This window comes from Plantactinospora sp. WMMB334, assembly GCF_049179095.1.
GTDB lineage: Bacteria > Actinomycetota > Actinomycetes > Mycobacteriales > Micromonosporaceae > Plantactinospora.
The window spans coordinates 1,085,549-1,101,189 of sequence record NZ_JBMHME010000002.1; the positions used below are offsets into that span (position 1 = coordinate 1,085,549).

The 15,641-nt window shown below is 71.5% G+C and carries 12 protein-coding genes; 6 read left to right on the top strand and 6 right to left on the bottom strand.

Annotated features, from left to right (window positions below; translation table 11 throughout):
• Positions 1-65: 65 nt before the first annotated feature.
• Entirely contained in the window at positions 66-803 is a 738-nt protein-coding gene (dapB, locus tag ACN27G_RS04645) for a 4-hydroxy-tetrahydrodipicolinate reductase (protein WP_421497233.1), read from the top strand.
• 79 nt (positions 804-882) lie between these two features.
• Here dapB and ACN27G_RS04650 read toward each other — a convergent pair whose 3' ends face one another.
• Complete coding sequence (locus tag ACN27G_RS04650; RefSeq protein WP_421491540.1) at positions 883-1,458, bottom strand: GNAT family N-acetyltransferase; 576 nt, start codon at positions 1,456-1,458, stop codon at positions 883-885.
• Positions 1,459-1,493: 35 nt separating this feature from the next.
• Between ACN27G_RS04650 and ACN27G_RS04655 the strand changes: the two genes are divergently transcribed.
• The 4 genes from ACN27G_RS04655 (at position 1,494) to ACN27G_RS04670 (ending at position 6,595) form a co-directional block, all read left to right on the top strand.
• A complete protein-coding gene (locus ACN27G_RS04655; RefSeq protein ID WP_421491541.1) occupies positions 1,494-2,801 on the top strand; it encodes a glycosyltransferase 87 family protein in 1,308 nt (435 codons plus the stop codon).
• Between the two features lie 65 nt (positions 2,802-2,866).
• The gene (locus ACN27G_RS04660) at positions 2,867-4,096 is read left to right on the top strand and encodes a winged helix-turn-helix domain-containing protein (RefSeq protein ID WP_421491542.1); all 1,230 of its coding nucleotides are present in this window, start codon (positions 2,867-2,869) and stop codon (positions 4,094-4,096) included.
• Positions 4,097-4,338: 242 nt separating this feature from the next.
• On the top strand, positions 4,339-4,944 hold the full coding sequence (locus tag ACN27G_RS04665) for a DUF2752 domain-containing protein (RefSeq protein ID WP_421491543.1): 606 nt from the start codon (positions 4,339-4,341) through the stop codon (positions 4,942-4,944).
• Positions 4,945-5,311: 367 nt separating this feature from the next.
• Positions 5,312-6,595 carry an IS256 family transposase gene (locus ACN27G_RS04670; protein ID WP_421490881.1) on the top strand — a complete coding sequence of 428 codons (1,284 nt, stop codon included), beginning with the start codon at positions 5,312-5,314 and terminating at the stop codon, positions 6,593-6,595.
• Between the two features lie 18 nt (positions 6,596-6,613).
• Here the strand turns inward: ACN27G_RS04670 and ACN27G_RS04675 are convergent, their stop codons facing one another.
• The 3 genes from ACN27G_RS04675 to ACN27G_RS04685 form a co-directional block, all read right to left on the bottom strand.
• Positions 6,614-7,012 carry a bleomycin resistance protein gene (locus ACN27G_RS04675; protein ID WP_421491544.1) on the bottom strand — a complete coding sequence of 133 codons (399 nt, stop codon included), beginning with the start codon at positions 7,010-7,012 and terminating at the stop codon, positions 6,614-6,616.
• Positions 7,013-7,619: 607 nt separating this feature from the next.
• The gene (locus tag ACN27G_RS04680) at positions 7,620-8,414 is read right to left on the bottom strand and encodes an SDR family NAD(P)-dependent oxidoreductase (RefSeq protein ID WP_421491545.1); all 795 of its coding nucleotides are present in this window, start codon (positions 8,412-8,414) and stop codon (positions 7,620-7,622) included.
• Positions 8,415-8,482: 68 nt separating this feature from the next.
• Positions 8,483-9,379: an oxidoreductase gene (locus ACN27G_RS04685; RefSeq protein WP_421491546.1), complete on the bottom strand. Its 897-nt coding sequence runs from the start codon at positions 9,377-9,379 to the stop codon at positions 8,483-8,485.
• 100 nt (positions 9,380-9,479) lie between these two features.
• On the opposite strand from ACN27G_RS04685, the gene ACN27G_RS04690 reads away from it, so the two are divergent.
• Positions 9,480-10,349, top strand: coding sequence for a helix-turn-helix transcriptional regulator (locus ACN27G_RS04690; protein WP_421491547.1), 870 nt, complete (start codon positions 9,480-9,482; stop codon positions 10,347-10,349).
• Between the two features lie 117 nt (positions 10,350-10,466).
• Here ACN27G_RS04690 and ACN27G_RS04695 read toward each other — a convergent pair whose 3' ends face one another.
• Positions 10,467-13,865 carry a S8 family serine peptidase gene (locus tag ACN27G_RS04695; RefSeq protein WP_421491548.1) on the bottom strand — a complete coding sequence of 1,133 codons (3,399 nt, stop codon included), beginning with the start codon at positions 13,863-13,865 and terminating at the stop codon, positions 10,467-10,469.
• Positions 13,866-14,012: 147 nt separating this feature from the next.
• A complete protein-coding gene (locus ACN27G_RS04700) occupies positions 14,013-15,233 on the bottom strand; it encodes a hypothetical protein (RefSeq protein WP_421491549.1) in 1,221 nt (406 codons plus the stop codon).
• Positions 15,234-15,641: the final 408 nt, after the last annotated feature.

Genomic DNA, 15,641 nt, shown 5'->3' on the forward strand with positions numbered 1-15,641 from the left:
GCGAGGAGCGTGAACCCAGCGTCCGATCGTCGACCGAGCCGTCCGGGCGACCGGCGGGCGACCGGCTGCGGGTCGGCGTATTCGGCGCCCGGGGCCGGATGGGCGTCGAGGTCTGCCGGGCGGTCGACGCCGCCGAGGATCTCGACCTGGTGGCCACGGTCGACGACGGCGACCGGCTGCTCGACGCCTCGGACGCGGGTGTGCAGGTGGTGGTCGACTTCACCACCCCGGACGTGGTGATGCAGAACCTGCACTGGTGCATCGAGCAGGGCATCAACGTCGTCGTCGGCACCAGCGGCTTCACCGAGCAGCGGCTCGACCAGGTGCGTGGCTGGCTCTCCCCCAGGCCGGGAGTGGGGGTGGTGATCGCACCCAACTTCGGCATCGGTGCGGTGCTGATGATGCAGTTCGCCGCCCGGGCGGCCCGATACTTCGACTCGGTGGAGATCATCGAGCAGCACCACCCGAAGAAGCTCGACGCGCCCAGCGGCACCGCCACGCACACGGCCCGGCTGATCGCCGAGGCCCGCGCCGACGCCGGCCGGGGTCCGATGCCGGACGCCACCACCGACGAGGTGCCGGGTGCGCGCGGGGCGGAGGTCGACGGGGTACGCGTGCACGCGGTCCGGGCCGCCGGCCTGGTCGCGCACCAGGAGGTGCTCTTCGGCACGGCCGGGGAGACGCTGACCATCCGGCACGACTCCTACGACCGCGCCTCGTTCATGCCCGGCGTGCTGCTGGCCGTCCGCGCGGCGCCCCGGCGCCCCGGCCTGACCGTCGGCATCGACACCCTGCTCGTGTAGGGACTCGTGTAAGGAAGGGCCCCCGCTTATCGTTTTCCGTTGTAGCGGGGGCCCTTCCTAACAGGTGTCCCGGCGTCAGTCAGTCGGTCGGGTCGGCGGCGAGCGAGACGTGCAGCCGGAGCTGCGGGACGAGCAGGTCGTCGACGTCGAGGGCCCGGGCTGCCCCGTCCGGCTCCCAGCCGGCGCCGCCGAGGAACTTCCGGGTCGCGGCGTCGCCGTCGAACGCCCAGGCCAGCGCCGTGTCGAAGCCGTCGGAGCGCCACAGGTCGACGCTGGCGGCGAGCAGCCGGCTGCCGTGCCCGCGCCGCCCCCACCTCGGCTCGACCAAAAGGTCCGTCACCGCGACGACGCCGGGTCCGAGCGCCTCGGCCGGCTCCTCCGGGGCGAGCGCCTGCTCGTCGGGGGGCCCGGATGCGGCAAATCCCACCAGATACGATTGTTCGGCCTGCTCGACGGCGACCAGGACCCGGTGCCGTTCGGAGGGCGGCGCCTCGACCGCCGCACTCCACCGGCGACCGAGCCACTCCTCGTCGAGGTTGTCGAGCACGTGCTTGGGCAGCATCCGGCGGTACGCGACCCGCCAGGTCGCGAGCTGGATGCGTGCGATCTCGCCCGCGTCCGACGGACGCGCCGGGCGGACGTACCCGAGAGCCATGGGGAAGAAGCCTACGCAGGGCGAGGGGGGCGGTAATGGCGCAGGGTGCCGGTTGGCGTACCCGGTACCAGGTGCTGTTCGTGATCGCGTTGGCCGTGCTGGTCGCCGGCTTCCTCTCGGTGGCCGCGGTCCGGCACGGCTTCTTCGATCTCCGGGTCTACTACGGGGCCCTGCACCACTGGGTACGCGCCGATGGCGAGATCTACGACTGGCTGAAGCCCGACAGCAAGTACGGCTTCACCTATCCGCCGTTCGCGGCGCTGGTCATGCTGCCGCTGGCGTACCTGAACTGGACGGCGGCGATGGTGATCAGCGTCGCCCTGACGGTGCTGGCCAGCGCGCTGCTGATCTGGTGGCTGGTCGACCCGGTCGCCCGCCGCACGGGCTGGACCCGGTGGTTCACCCTCGCCGTCGCGCTCTGCCTGGCGGCGGCCTTCGAACCGATGCGGGAGACGGTCAACTTCGGCCAGGTGAACATGCTGCTGCTCTTCCTGGTCGGTGCCGACCTGCTCTGGCTGGTCGCCCCGGTGACCCCGTTCGGGCCCCGGCTGCCGCAGCGCTACCGCCACTTCGCCGGGGTGGGTGTCGGGCTGGCGACCGCGATCAAGCTGACCCCGGGCATCTTCATCGTCTACCTGCTGGTCACCGGGCGCTGGCGGGCGGCGCTGGTGGCCAGCGGCACCGCGACGGCGGCGACCCTGCTCGCCGCCGGGGTGGCCCCGGACGCGTCCCGGGAGTTCTGGACCACGGCACTCTGGGACACCGACCGGGTCGGGGCGCTGTCGTTCATCTCGAACCAGTCGTGGCAGGGGGTGGTGGCCCGGCTCGATCCGGACCACCCGAGCACCCCGCTCTGGCTGCTGCTCGTGGCGGCGACGCTGGCAATCTGGATCTGGCGGGTCCGGGCCACGGCGGCGGCCGGCGACGAGGCGACGGGGTTGGCGCTGACCGGCGTGGTGGCCAGCCTGGTCAGCCCGGTGACCTGGGTACACCACCTGGTCTGGCTGATCCCCGCACTGATCCTGCTGGTCGACAACGCGTACGCTGCACCGGCCGGCAGCCGACGGCGGCACTGGCTGCTCGGCTTCGCGATCTTCGCGTACCTGGTGCTGATCAGTCGGCTGGTCTGGATCTGGGAGCGCCGCTTCGACGGCCTGCTCGGCTTCCTCGGCAGCAACTTCTACGTCTGGATCAGCGTCGCGCTGCTGCTCGCGCTCCCGAGGCGGGACCCGGGCCACCTCGAGGTGCCGGGCGGCGCGGCAGAGTCCGACCGGCCAGGGCGGCGACCGTCTCCGCGGCCGTTGCAGTTCGTGGGTCGGCCGCTCACCCTCCGCGGGGAGTAGCGCGGTGTCGCTCACGAATCGGCGCCGTCGTACGGTGTCGGACCCGTCGGTTAGGGTCCGGGGCGATGGTCGTACCTGAATCGTTGTCGCTGTCCCAGGCCCGGCGGATCGCGCTGGCCGCCCAGGGCTTCGCCGATCCCACTCCCGGGGCGGTGCCCAACCGTCGCCACCTGCGTCGGGTGCTGGACCGGCTCGGCCTGCTCCAGATGGACTCGGTGAACGTCCTGCAACGCGCCCACTACCTGCCGCTCTACAGCCGGCTCGGCCCCTATCCGGCAGACCTGCTCGACCGGGCCGCCTACCGGCGCCCCCGGGACGTCTTCGAATACTGGGGGCACGAGGCCTCGCTGGTCCGGGTCGACCTCCAGCCGGCGCTGCGCTGGCGGATGGCGGCCGCGCACACCGACGCCTGGGGCGGGATGCGGCGGATCGCCGTCGAGCAGCCGGCGCTGGTCGCCAGGGTCCTCGACGAGGTACGCGCCAGCGGGCCGCTGACCGCCGCCGAGATCGAGCACGACGCCCCGCGCGAGACCGGCAACTGGGGCTGGAACTGGTCGGCGGTCAAGCGGGCCTGCGAATACCTCTTCTGGGCCGGCGAGCTGACCGCCGCCGCCCGGAACAGTTCCTTCGCCCGGGTCTACGACGTACCGGAGCGGGTGCTGCCGGCCGACGTGCTGGCCGCGCCGACGCCGGAGCCGGCGGAGGCACACCGGCGGCTGGTCGGGGTCGCGGCCCGGGCGCTCGGCGTGGCGGCCGAGCCCGAGCTGCGGGACTACTTCCGGCTCCCGGTGGCCGGCGCCCGGACGGCGATCGCCGAGCTGGTCGATGCGGGCGAGTTGCGGCCGGTCACGGTGCAGGGCTGGCGGCTGCCGGCCTACCTGCACCGGGACGCCCGGCTGCCCCGGTGGATCCGGGCCAGCACCCTGGTCAGCCCCTTCGACCCGCTGATCTGGGAACGGTCCCGCACCGAGCGGCTCTTCGGGTTCAGTTACCGGATCGAGATCTACGTGCCGGCGCCGCAGCGGGTGTACGGCTACTACGTGCTGCCGTTCCTGCTCGGTGACCGGTTCGTCGCCCGGGTCGACCTGAAGGCGGACCGTAGGGCCGGGTTGCTGCTGGTCCCGGCGGCCTGGGCCGAGCCCGGCACCGACCCGGTCGAGACGGCCGGGGCGCTCGCCGCCGAGCTGCGCCGGCTGGCCGGCTGGCTGGGCCTGGACGCGGTGGCCCCGCCGGTCGGCGGAGACCTCGCCGGGCCGCTCGCCGCCGCCCTCGCCGGCACCCTCGCGGTACGGTGAGACGAGGCGGCCGGCATTGCGCCGTGCCGGCCGGGTGGCGCGACGCATGCGGAGGCGCCGCCCCGGCTGCGGTGGCGTTGTGGTTCGGGCGGTGGCGTTGTGGTTCGGGCGGTGGCGTTGTGGTTCGGGCGGTGGCGTCGTGGTTCGGGCGGTGGCGTCGTGGTTCGGGCGGTGGCGTCGTGGTTCGGGCGGTGGCGGATGGGCGTGATCGGTGAGGGACGACCGGCGACGGGACGGGCGGGATGACGAGCGTTGACGAGAATCGGTCCGGCGGGCCTGGTCCGGCGGCGGGGGAGTGGGCGGCGGACGGTGCTGCCGGCGGCTGGTCGGCCGGGGATGGCGGCCAGGCGGGTGGCTATCCGTCGGCGGACTACCCGGCAGCGGGATACCACTATGCCGAGCCCGACCGGCTCACCCGGTGGGTCAACCGGTTCCAGGCGCGGGCACCCCGCTGGCTCGCCCCGGTGGCGGCGCTCGGCTGCGTCGCCGGGGCGGTCGGCTTCACCCTGGTCACCGACCCGACCCGTAGCGCCCCCGACGCGGCCCCCTCCTGCTTTCTCAAGCTGATCACCGGGCTCGACTGCCCGGGCTGCGGCGGTACCCGGGCGTTCTGGTATCTCCTGAACGGCGACCTGCCGGCGGCCGCCCGGCATCACCTGCTCTTCGTCTTCGCGGTGCCGTTCCTGATCTATCTCTACGTCGCCTGGGCCGGGCGGCAGTTCTTCGGCTGGCGGCTGCCGCAGTTGGAGATCACTCCGAGGGCGATCGGCATCTTCCTCGCCGCCTGGGGGGCATTCTCGGTGTTGCGTAACCTGCCCTGGGCACCCTTCGACGCGTTCTACGTCTGACCAACGTAAGAGCCCGTTGTCAAGGCGGGTGATTGATGTTGGTTGATCAGGGTTTGTTTCTCTGGTGGTGTGGGTGGTGTCGTGCTGCTGGGCCGGTCGGTGGTTGCTGATCGGCCCGGTGGGCATGGGTGTGGGCCGGGCCGGTCTGTGTGCGCCGGTCTGGCTGGCTGGGTTGGGTGGTGTTTTCCCTGGTGCCGGTGTGGTCGGGGGCTCCGCCGCGGGTTCCGCGTCTCTACGTAGATCGTCAAACGGGCTGGTCCGCTGTTGGTGGCGGGGTCCCGACAGCGTGCAATCGAGCTTGTGCGGAGCGCGGCGGGGGGGTGTGTACAACTAACGGCGGATCTGCTGATCAAGGGAGATGCGCCAGATGACGACCGAGACCACCATCGAGCAGGAGCCGGCAGGCGGGTCGGTGGATGCGGCCACGGATGAGCAGTTGATCGCGCTGCTGGTGGACCGGGCACGCGGTGAGGGGCTGAAGCTGACCGGTGAGGGCGGCCTGCTGCAGCAGCTGACCAAGCGGGTTCTGGAGTCCGCTCTGGAGGGCGAGATCACCGACCACGTCGGCTACGACAAGCATGATCCGGCGGGCAAGGGCACCGGGAACTCCCGTAACGGCACCCGGGCGAAGACGGTGCTGACCGATGTTGGTCCGGTCGAGGTGCGGGTTCCGCGGGACGTCGCGGGGACGTTCGAGCCGCAGATTGTGCGCAAGCGCCAGCGCAGGTTGTCCGGGGTGGATGAGCTCGTGTTGTCGTTGTCGGCCCGGGGGCTGACGCACGGGGAGATCGCCGCGCACCTGGCCGAGGTGTACGGCGCCGAGGTGTCGAAGCAGACGATCTCGACGATCACGGACAAGGTCGTCGACGGGATGGCCGAGTGGCAGAACAGGCCCCTCGACTCGGTCTACCCGGTCGTGTTCATCGATGCGATCAACGTGAAGATCCGGGATGGGAAGGTTGCGAACCGGCCCGTCTACCTGGCGATGGCGGTCACCGTCGACGGACATCGTGACATCCTCGGCCTGTGGGCCGGCGACGGCGGCGAGGGCGCCAAGCACTGGTTGCACGTGCTCACCGAGCTGAAGAACCGCGGCGTCGCTGATGTGCTCATGCTCGTCTGCGACGGACTCAAGGGCCTACCCGAAGCGGTCGAGGCGGTATGGCCGCGCACCATCGTGCAGACCTGTGTGATCCACCTGCTGCGTAACTCGTTCCGCTACGCGGCCCGACAGGACTGGGAGAAGATCGCCAAAGCGCTCAAGCCGGTCTACACCGCGCCCACGGAGGACGCGGCGACGGAGCGGTTCCTGGAGTTCGCCGAGGCCTGGGGCCGGAAGTACCCGGCGATCGTGAAGCTGTGGGAGAACGCCTGGGCCGAGTTCGTACCGTTCCTCGCCTTCGACGTCGAGATCCGCAAGGTCATCTGCTCCACCAACGCGATCGAGTCCGTCAACGCCCGCATCCGCAAGGCCGTCCGCGCCCGCGGACACTTCCCCAACGAACAGGCCGCGCTCAAGTGTGTGTACATGGCGCTGATGAGCCTCGACCCCACCGGCAACGGCCGCCGCCGGTGGACCATGCGCTGGAAAGCACCTCTCAACGCGTTCCAGATCGCCTTCGAGGGCCGGCTCACCCCGGCCAACCACTGACCATTTCAAAAACCAAGATCAGCCGTTAACTTGACACTCCCTCTGGCGGGTCGGGCCGGGGGAGCCGACGCGGTGCAGCGTGCCGTCCGGGTCGACGAAGGCGAACTCGCGCAGGCCGTACGCGGTGTCGTGGACCTCGCCGAGCCGCCCCTCGACGCCTGACTTCGCCCAGTGGGCACGCAACGCATCGGCGTCGGAGACGTAGAGGTAGACGGCGGAGGCTGTCCGGGCGGGGTCGTGCTCGGCCCACTCGGTGAGGTGCAGGGAGACGGAATCGCGCTCCACGAAGCCGTACCGCTCGCCGCCGGAGTAGGGTCGGATGGTGAAGCCGAGTCGCCGGTAGCGGTCGAGCGCGTTGTCCAGGTCGCGCACCGGCACCACCGGGGCGACCCTGTCGAAGGTGACGTTTTCGGCCATCCGATCCTCCACGTCGTCGACGCGTGATCCACGGGTAGTGGAGCGACGGGCATGATGTCCGAAAACGGTAGCACCGTCTGACGCGACGTGTTCCGTGTCGTTCGCTGGGGACGGGCGGGTCCGTGGCGGGCGCGGTTATCGGAGTCCAGGTAGTCGTGCCATCCGTCTTCATGCGACAAGGTGTGGTCGCCGCACCTTTGACCAGGTTTCGCCGAACGCGTCTAGGACTGTGGTGGCATGAACCGCCGGAAGGCCGGGACGGCCGTGATGGTGACGACCAAGTGCATGATCATGAGGGTGACGATGCCGGTCGTGGTGGTTCCCGCCACAGCGTCCGGGTACACGAAAAGCATCACATCGGGAACCAGGGACGCCAGGAAGACGATGGGAACGAGGAGGCGCAACAGCTGGGCGGCGTTGCGACTTCGGACGACAATGAGGCGCTGGCGACTGTGGGATGGAACGTGCTGAAGGAGGAGCCGGTTGCTCCGGCCGAGACGGACCCAGCGCCTTTCGGGTGCTCCGGGGGCGTTCCAGCGGCGCCCGGAGCAGGCGGTGACTATTCCGCCGACGGGCACAGCCAGGCGGCTTCTCTCGGCCCGCGACGTCAGGGCGCTGACGGCTGCGAGGTGGAAGCGTTCATCATGGCTTGGCCGGCCATCTTCCGGGAGACCGAGGCGGGCAGGCGGTTCAGGATGCGGGCGGTGAGGCCGGGGGTCACCTCGACCTGACCGGCCCGTAGCGCCTTCAACGCCGCGGAGACGCAGTCAGCTGCGGCCATGAGGCCGGCCTGCGGCAGCGACCGGCGGTTCTGCAGCCCGGACCGGGTCGGTCCGGGCGTCAGCACAGTCAAGGTCAGCCCACGAGTGGCGAACTCCGTGTGCAGGCTCCGGCCCAAGGCGTTGGTATACGCCTTGGCGGCGGCATGGGTGGCCGCCCAGGGCATGCCGTTCTCGGCGCCGGCCCCGCCGACGAGCACAACGCCGCCCCGCCCGCGCCGAGCGAGCCGCTTGCCGTAATGGTGCGCCAGCATGACGTGACTCAATGCGTTGAGCTGCATCGACTCGAGGGCGTAGCGCAGATCGCGTTCGAGGAACTCGCCGGGAACCATGTCGCCCGCGTTGGAGACCAGCAGACCAACGTCCAGGTCCGAGGTCGCCTCGGCCACTCGATCGGCGCCCGTGGCCTTGCTGAGGTCCACGAAGACGGCCCGGTGCAGCACGCCGTACTCACGTTCGATTTCCACACCGATGTCGGTGAGCACGGGGCTGCGCCCGGTGATCACGACGTTGAGACCGCACGCAGCCAGCTGCCGAGCGAACTCCCGCCCGATCCCTGAAGATGCCCCGGTCACTACCGCCCACGGGCCGAACTGATCGGTGGAAACACTGACCACTGCCATTTATCTCTCCTTGTATCGTGTCATCTGCGCGATGAATGGTTGTCGGGCTTTGCGGTGCTGAAGTGCGCCTATCGGAGATAGGTGACGCCGGTCAACTCTTCGGCCGCGGCCCACAGCCTTCTGCCGATGTTGGGATCAGTCGCTTCCTCGCTGAAACGCGCCTCGGCGACATTCCCCCGCATCTCTCCTCGTCCTGATGGTCCGAAGAACTGGCCGCCCCGCACGGCCGGAGCGGTCGCAGCGTGCAGTTGTGGTAATGCTCCCTGTTGCACTGGCTGGGCGGTCAGCAGAATTGCCCAGGTGGCGAGGCGCCCGAGCCGGCCGCGGTGTTGCCAGGCGCGCGGGGTGAGGTTGGTGCGGGTGATGCCGGGGTGGGCCAGCACGCTGACGACCGTCGATCCACTGGCGCGCAACCGGCGCTCGAGCTCGACGCCGAAGACCGTGGCGGCGAGCTTGGACCGGCCGTACGCGCTCATCGCCCGGTACCCGCGCTCGAACATCAGGTCGTCGAAGTCGAGGTGGGCGCTGCGGTGGGTGATCGAGCTCACGTTGACCACGCGGGCAGCCCGTGCGGTGGCAAGGTTCGGCAGTAGCAGGCCGGTCAGCGCGAAGTGGCCCAGCATGTTGGTGGCCATCTGCAACTCGAGGCCGCCTGCGGAGGTGCGGCGGGGACCGATCAGCATCGTGCCGGCGTTGTTGATCAATAGGTCCAGTACCGGGTGATCGGTGCTGAGTCTCGTCGCGAACGTTCGTACCGATGCAGGCGAGGCCAGATCCAACTCCCGTACCTCGGCCTCACCGTCGATTCCCCGGGCGGCCTTCCGGCCGGCAGCCGTGTCGCGGACGGCCAGCACCACCCGGGCACCGCGACGGGCGAGTGCTTTGGCGGTGACCAGACCCAGGCCGGAGTTCGCACCGGTAACGACGGCTATCCGGCCACGCTGATCAGGCATTTCTGCGGACATGGAGCAAAACTAGGACCGTGGCGTGCCAGAACGGTCGTACGAGTTTGCCTAGGACTGAGCGCCCCACCTTCGCTCGCCGCAGGGGAGGCACACTTGGGGCATGAACCATCCGTACGCTCGTGAGTTCGGTGACTTCCTGCGTGCCCGTCGCAGTCGGCTGCGCCCGCAGGACGTCGGCCTGGAGCCGGGCGGCCGCCGCAAGGTGACCGGATTGCGGCGTGAGGAGTTGGCCCTGCTCGCCGGGCTGAGTACCGACTATTACCAGCGTATGGAGCAAGGTCGCGAGGTCCGTCCGTCCGACGACATCCTGGACGCTCTCGCTGGAGCGCTCGGCCTCGACGACGAGGAACGCCGCCACTTCTTCACCCTTGCGTACGCGGCTCGCCGGCCGGCGCCCGCGCGAGTCGACAGAGAACCGGACTCGTTGCCCGACAGCGTGCGACGCCTGCTGCCCGCGATGGACACGCCAGCTATCGTCCTCGGCCGACACCTCGACGTGCTCGCGTCAAATCCGATGGCTGAGGCACTTCTCGGCGACCCCACCGCTTATCCACCCGACCGGCGCAACATGCTCCTGCTGATGTTCGACGACACGCAGGCGCGCGAATGGGCCTGCCCGGACTGGGAAGAGCAGGCATTGCAGTACATCGGCATGATGCGTGCCGCAATCGCCAATGACCCCACCCACCCGCGGGCCACCGCGCTCGTCGGGGAGCTGAGCATCCGGAGCGCCGACTTCCAACGGTTGTGGGCACTGCACGACGTGCGCGCCGCTACCAGCGGCACCAGAACTTTCCGGATCCCTGAGGTCGGAGCGATCACCATGCACTGGGACACCTATCCGCTGCCTGGCAACCCGGGGCAGACCATGCTGGTCTTCACCGCAGAGCCGGGCAGCGCTGATGCTGACCGCCTCCGTCTCCTCGCGTCTCTGCACGCCAGCCGAGCGGCCAATGTCCGACGGGTCTGATGGTCTGCGGGACGTCGATACCAGTCTGCCTCGGCAGACTGGTATCGACCGTGACGACATCCTCACGCCGATTCCGAGCGAGCGGACGGTGCGGGGATGCCCGCAGTCCCCACGGGACTAGCCGATCTTGTACGCCCGGATCACCGTCTGCGTCACCGTGTTCCCGGCGGTGTCGGTGGCACTCGCCCGCAGCGAGACGTACCCCGGCCCGGCCGGGTGCCGCAGCACGGCCTGCCCCGCCGTCACCTCCGCCGGAGCCCAGGTGACCCCGTCGTCGTACGACACCTCGACGGTCAGCGTCTCGTTGGCGCCGGCTCCCGACCCCGGCTGCGCGGTGACGGTCACCGGGACGGTGCCGGTCTGCCCGGCCGGGGTGCTGTTGTCGTTGTCCACCCGGGGCGAGAAGCGCACCGTCGAGATGGGCTGCCGGACCGGCGTCTCCCCGGCCACGTGTCCGGAGCGGAAGGTCCAGGTCACGCCGACCCGGGTGGAGAGCGTCGCCGGCCCGCCGCGTTCCGCCGTCATGGTCAGCCGGTAGTCGCCGACCTCCGGCGGCAGTTCCACCGTCCCGTTCACCCCGTCGAGGCCGGCCAGCACCTTGCCGTCGCGTTCCAGGGTTATCCGGCCGGTGGCGATCGACGAGAAGCCGGCCCGGCCGACGCCGTCGCCGTAGAGCGGTGCCTGCACGGTGAGGGTGTCGCCGCGCCGGGTCACCCACTGGTGCTCGTACGGCGGTGCCGCCACCGTCGGCCCGAACACCCCACGGCTCCACTGCTCCTGGTACGACTGCCCGGCCCGGTACGCCATCGGCGGCGCCACCAGACTCGTCAAATACGCCTGCTCCGCCCCGGTCCCGGTCGTCTCGTCCACCGACCGGAACCACCGGGCCCGACCGTCGGTGTTGTAGTACTCGATCCTGGTCGACGGCAGCGGGAACGTCATCGCGTGCGCGAAGCCGCCCATCACCGACTCCGGCAGCACCGCCCAGCCCAGTTTCCGGCCGCTGCTGCCGGCGGACTCGTGCCCGTGGTCGGCCCGCACCGTCGCCAGCTCGGCGGCGGTCACCTGTCGGGTGAAGCCGCTGGTCATCCGCCCTTCGCCGATCCAGCAGAGCAGGTACGCGTACGAGTGGTCGGCCGCGTCGGCCGGGGCGAAGGTGGCGGTGATGCGCGAGACGAACCCCTCGGCCGCGACATCCGGTCCGACCCGGCCGATCCGCAGCTTCCCGAAGGTGGTGCCGAGGGTGCCCACCTCGACGGTGCGTCCGGCGGCCAGCACACTGGTCGCCAACTCGGCGAAGACCTGCCGGGCGCCATCTGCCGGCACGGTCACCGAGAGCGGCCGGCCGAGCCGGGCGTCGAGAACCACGCTCCGGTCACCGTCGACCACCAGCTCCGGCCGGGCGAGCACACTGGTCGGATAGCTGCCGTCGGCGCCCGGGCTGGTGATCGCGGTGAGGACCGAGTAGCGCCCCTTCGGCACCCGGAGGGTGGCCGTGCCGTCGGGGGTTCCCGGCACGGAGATCGAGTGACGGACGTCCAGCCCGCCCAGCATGCTCAGGTGGCCGTTGGTCGGCTCGCCGGAGTGACCCAGGTGCGAGACGGTGACGTCGTAGCTCTCCACCTCACGCTCGATCGCGAGCGGGGTGGGCACACCTGCCCCGCCGCCGGCGACGCTCGCGGTGAGCTGGCCGGTGAGCCGCCCCACCGGGCCGGCGCTGCCGGCCGTGTCGGCGGTGACGGTCACCTCGGCGGAGCCGCCCGCCGGCACGGTGACGCCGGCCGGTTCGACCGTGAACATCCCGGCCGGCACGGCGACACCGTCCGGCGCCACCGCCCGTACGCCGAGGCGCAGCGTCACCGGCTCGCTGCCCGCGTTCTGGTAGCTGACCGTACGCCGGACGGGGGTGTCGTCCTCGTGCGGCCAGGACTGCCGGCCGAAGCTGAGGCTCGGCGGGTCGGCGCTGACCTCCTGGTCGACCGCCCTGGCCACGTCCAGCCGGCCGGCGCCCTGCGCGAAGACGTCGAGTTCGGGGTCGGGCCGGGCGGCGGCCATCAGCGCGGCCTTCAGGGTGGCCGCCGGCAGCTCCGGTCGCCGCTGCGCCAGGATGGCGGCGGCCCCGGCGACGTGCGGGGCGGCCATCGACGTGCCGGACATGCTGATGCCGCCTCCCTCCGGTACGTCCGTCCCGGAGTCCGTGCTGCGGGCGGCGACGATGTCCAGGCCGGGCGCGGTCAGATCGGGCTTGATGGCGCCGTCGCCGAGCCGGGGACCCTGGCTGGAGAAGCCGGCGAGCCGGTCGGACTTGCTGACCGCGCCGACCGCGAGGGCGGCGTCGGCGGTGGCCGGCGAACCGACCGTACTCGCGCCGGGGACGTTGCCGGCGGCGACCACGAAGAGCGTCCCGTGCGCCTCCGTCAGCTCCGCGACGGCCTGCTCCACCGGGTCGACCCCCGGGGCGTCCATCCCGGTCAGGCTCATGTTGACCACCCGCGCGCCGGACTCGGCCGCCCACGCCATGCCGGCGATGATCGCCGACTCGGCGCAGCCGCCGGCCGCGCAGACCTTGCCGTCGAGCAGCCGGGCGCCGGGGGCGACGCCGGTGAACCGGGCCGCGCCGGTGCCGGCCACCGTGGACGCGACGTGGGTACCGTGCCCGACGACGTCCCGGTCGTCCTCGACGTCGTCGGTGAAGTTGTGCCGCCCCGTCACCTGTCCGGCGAGGTCGGGGTGGGTCTCGTCGATGCCGGTGTCCAGCACCGCGACGGTGACTCCGCTGCCGTCGAACCCGGCGGCCCAGGCGGTGGGTGCGCCGACCTGTGGGACGCTCTCGGCGAGGGCGGGATGGCGGAGCCCGTCGAGCCAGACGGTGCGCAGGGGCGCGGCCATGCCGTGCCATGTCGGCTTCGCCCCGGTCAGGTCGGTCCAGAAGTCGGGCAGTCCGGCCCGGTCCACCGCGATCGCCTGGCCGTCGACCGTGGGCAGGTCGCGGACCAGTCGGGCGCCCGCGCCGACCGTCGCCCGCTCTCCCTCGTCCCGGGCGTCGGCACCGGTGTACGTCGCCAGCAGCGGCAGGTCACCGCGCCGGTCGTAGCCGAACTCCAGCAGGGCGGTGACGTCGAAGAGCCGTTCGTCCAGCCGCCCGCCGCGGAGCAGGACGAGGGCGTCGGTCGGGATCACGTGCAGCCGGTCGCCGACGCGGCGGGTGAGGAAACCCATCCCGGTCCGGCCGGGTCCGGCCTCGACGCTCGCCTTGAGATCGGCGGTGACGGTGACCCGGTCACCGGTGATCAGGCTGACGGTCCGGGTGCCGGCTCCCGCCGGCGGGTCGGCCGAGGGAAGCTCCACCGGCGTGTGCTGCCCGATCGGTGCGGGCAGGCCGGTCGATGCCGGATGGGCGGTGCGGTCCGCCGGTCCGCCGGTCGCGGCCGAGGCTGCCGGCGGTGCCGGTACGCCGAACGCGAGTACCAGGGCGAGACTGGCTACTCCCCGCGTAAGCCCCCTACGTGTATTCATGGTGTGCCTCCCTGGATACCGGTCATACCGGCACGCTCCAGATAGACCGAAACACACCACCGGGGGACGCAGCAAGATAGACGTCCATAGATTGAGATGATCACCTGGCCACACGGCGACCGGCGGCGATCCGGGTGCTTCCGATGGTTACCGGCGCTGCTCCGCCGTGCCGGGCCGCGGGCCGCGGGCGTGCGCGGAAAGCTGCCGCAGTGTCACAGCGTCCACCCCGAGGACCGCGCCCAGGTCGTGCAGTTCGACGTCGGTGGGCGTCCGTCGGGCGGTGAGGATCTCCGCCACGACCGCCGCGGCCAGCCCGGCCCGGACGGCGAGCTCGGTGATGGTGGTCCGGCCGAGTTCCGCGTACGCGCAGAGATACTGGGCCAGTGCCCGGTGCGACAGCGGCGCGGCCGGATCGATGTGCCGGGAGAGCTGCCCGAGCGGACCGCGTTGCCGCCCTTGCAGCGCGGCGGACAGCTCGGCGGCCCGGTCCGGGTGGGTGCCGGGCTCCCGGATCAGCAGCACCTCCACCGTCAGCCGGGCGCAGTCGGCGCGTAGGTCCGCGATGTCGATCGCGATGTCGCGGCCGGGCCACGCCTTTTCCGGACCGCTGCCGCGCCCGTACCGCCCGACGGGCTGGTTGGCGTCGGGGCGGGCGTCGCCGACCGGTGCGGTGTTCGGAGTACGCCCGCGCCCGGGGGCGCGGTGCCGCGCGGGTCCGGACGCGTTACGCCCCCGCACCGTCCTGTCCGGACCGACAGGCCCGGCCGGACCGGTGAAGCCGTCCGAACCTTCGGTGCGCTCGTACCCTTCGGCGCACTCGTATCTTTCGTCGGCGAACCCCGCCGGATCGGCGAGCCGGTCCGGACCGGGCAACTTGTCCGGAGCGGCGTCCCTGTCCGAGGTGGCCGGTCTGTCCGGAGCGGCGCCCCTGTCCGAGGTGGCCGGTCTGTCCGGAGCGGCGCCCCTGTCCGGAGCGGGAGGCTTGTCCGGAGCGGGTCTGTCGGGACGGGACGGACCGGATGCCCGCCGGGCGCTGTGTCGGGTGGCGGCCTGGTAGAGGACCATTGCCTCGGCCCGGATCCGGTCCCGGGGTGCGTGCTCCGACAGGCAGCGGATGACCATCTCGGTGGTGTGCCACGGCGGTCCGTGCCGGTAGCGGCCGGAGAGGTGTTCGGAGAGGGTCTGCCGGGTGTAGCCGGTCGGCAGAATCGCCCGGTCGGCGGCCGTACGCAGGACTTGCGCCTGCCCGCCGGCCAGCTCGGGACCGGCGACGAGGCGCCGGACATACAGCGTGTACGCGGCTGCCTCGGCGCTGGCGCAGCGAGCGCGGATCGTGTCGTCGTCGATGCCGGGTGGTCCGGGGGGCATGTCGGTCGTCCTTGCCGGGAGGAGGCGCCCGCGACAGCGGCGGAGCCTGTCGGAAACGCGGGGTGGGGCGGCGGTGGTCTTTTCCGACAGTCGACGGGCCGGCGAGAGTAGTTGCGGCTCCTCGCCGGCCCGACCGGCTGGCGGGCGGGCCGTGGTCCTTCGCACCGGCCGGCCGGCAAGCCCAGGTCGGGGCGGAGGACCACCCTCCGAAGATACTGATCGTGGAAGGTCGATGACAGAATGCCTCATCGTGCCCGCCTGTGGGGAGCCGGGTTCCTGATCGTCGCTGCGGCCGTGGCAACGGCGACGGCCCGTGCCCGTGCCCGTGCCAGGTCCCAGTCCCAGCCCCAGCCCCGGTCGCGGTCGCGGTCCCGGCGCCAACCTGGGTTCCGGGCCCGCCCTCGGCAC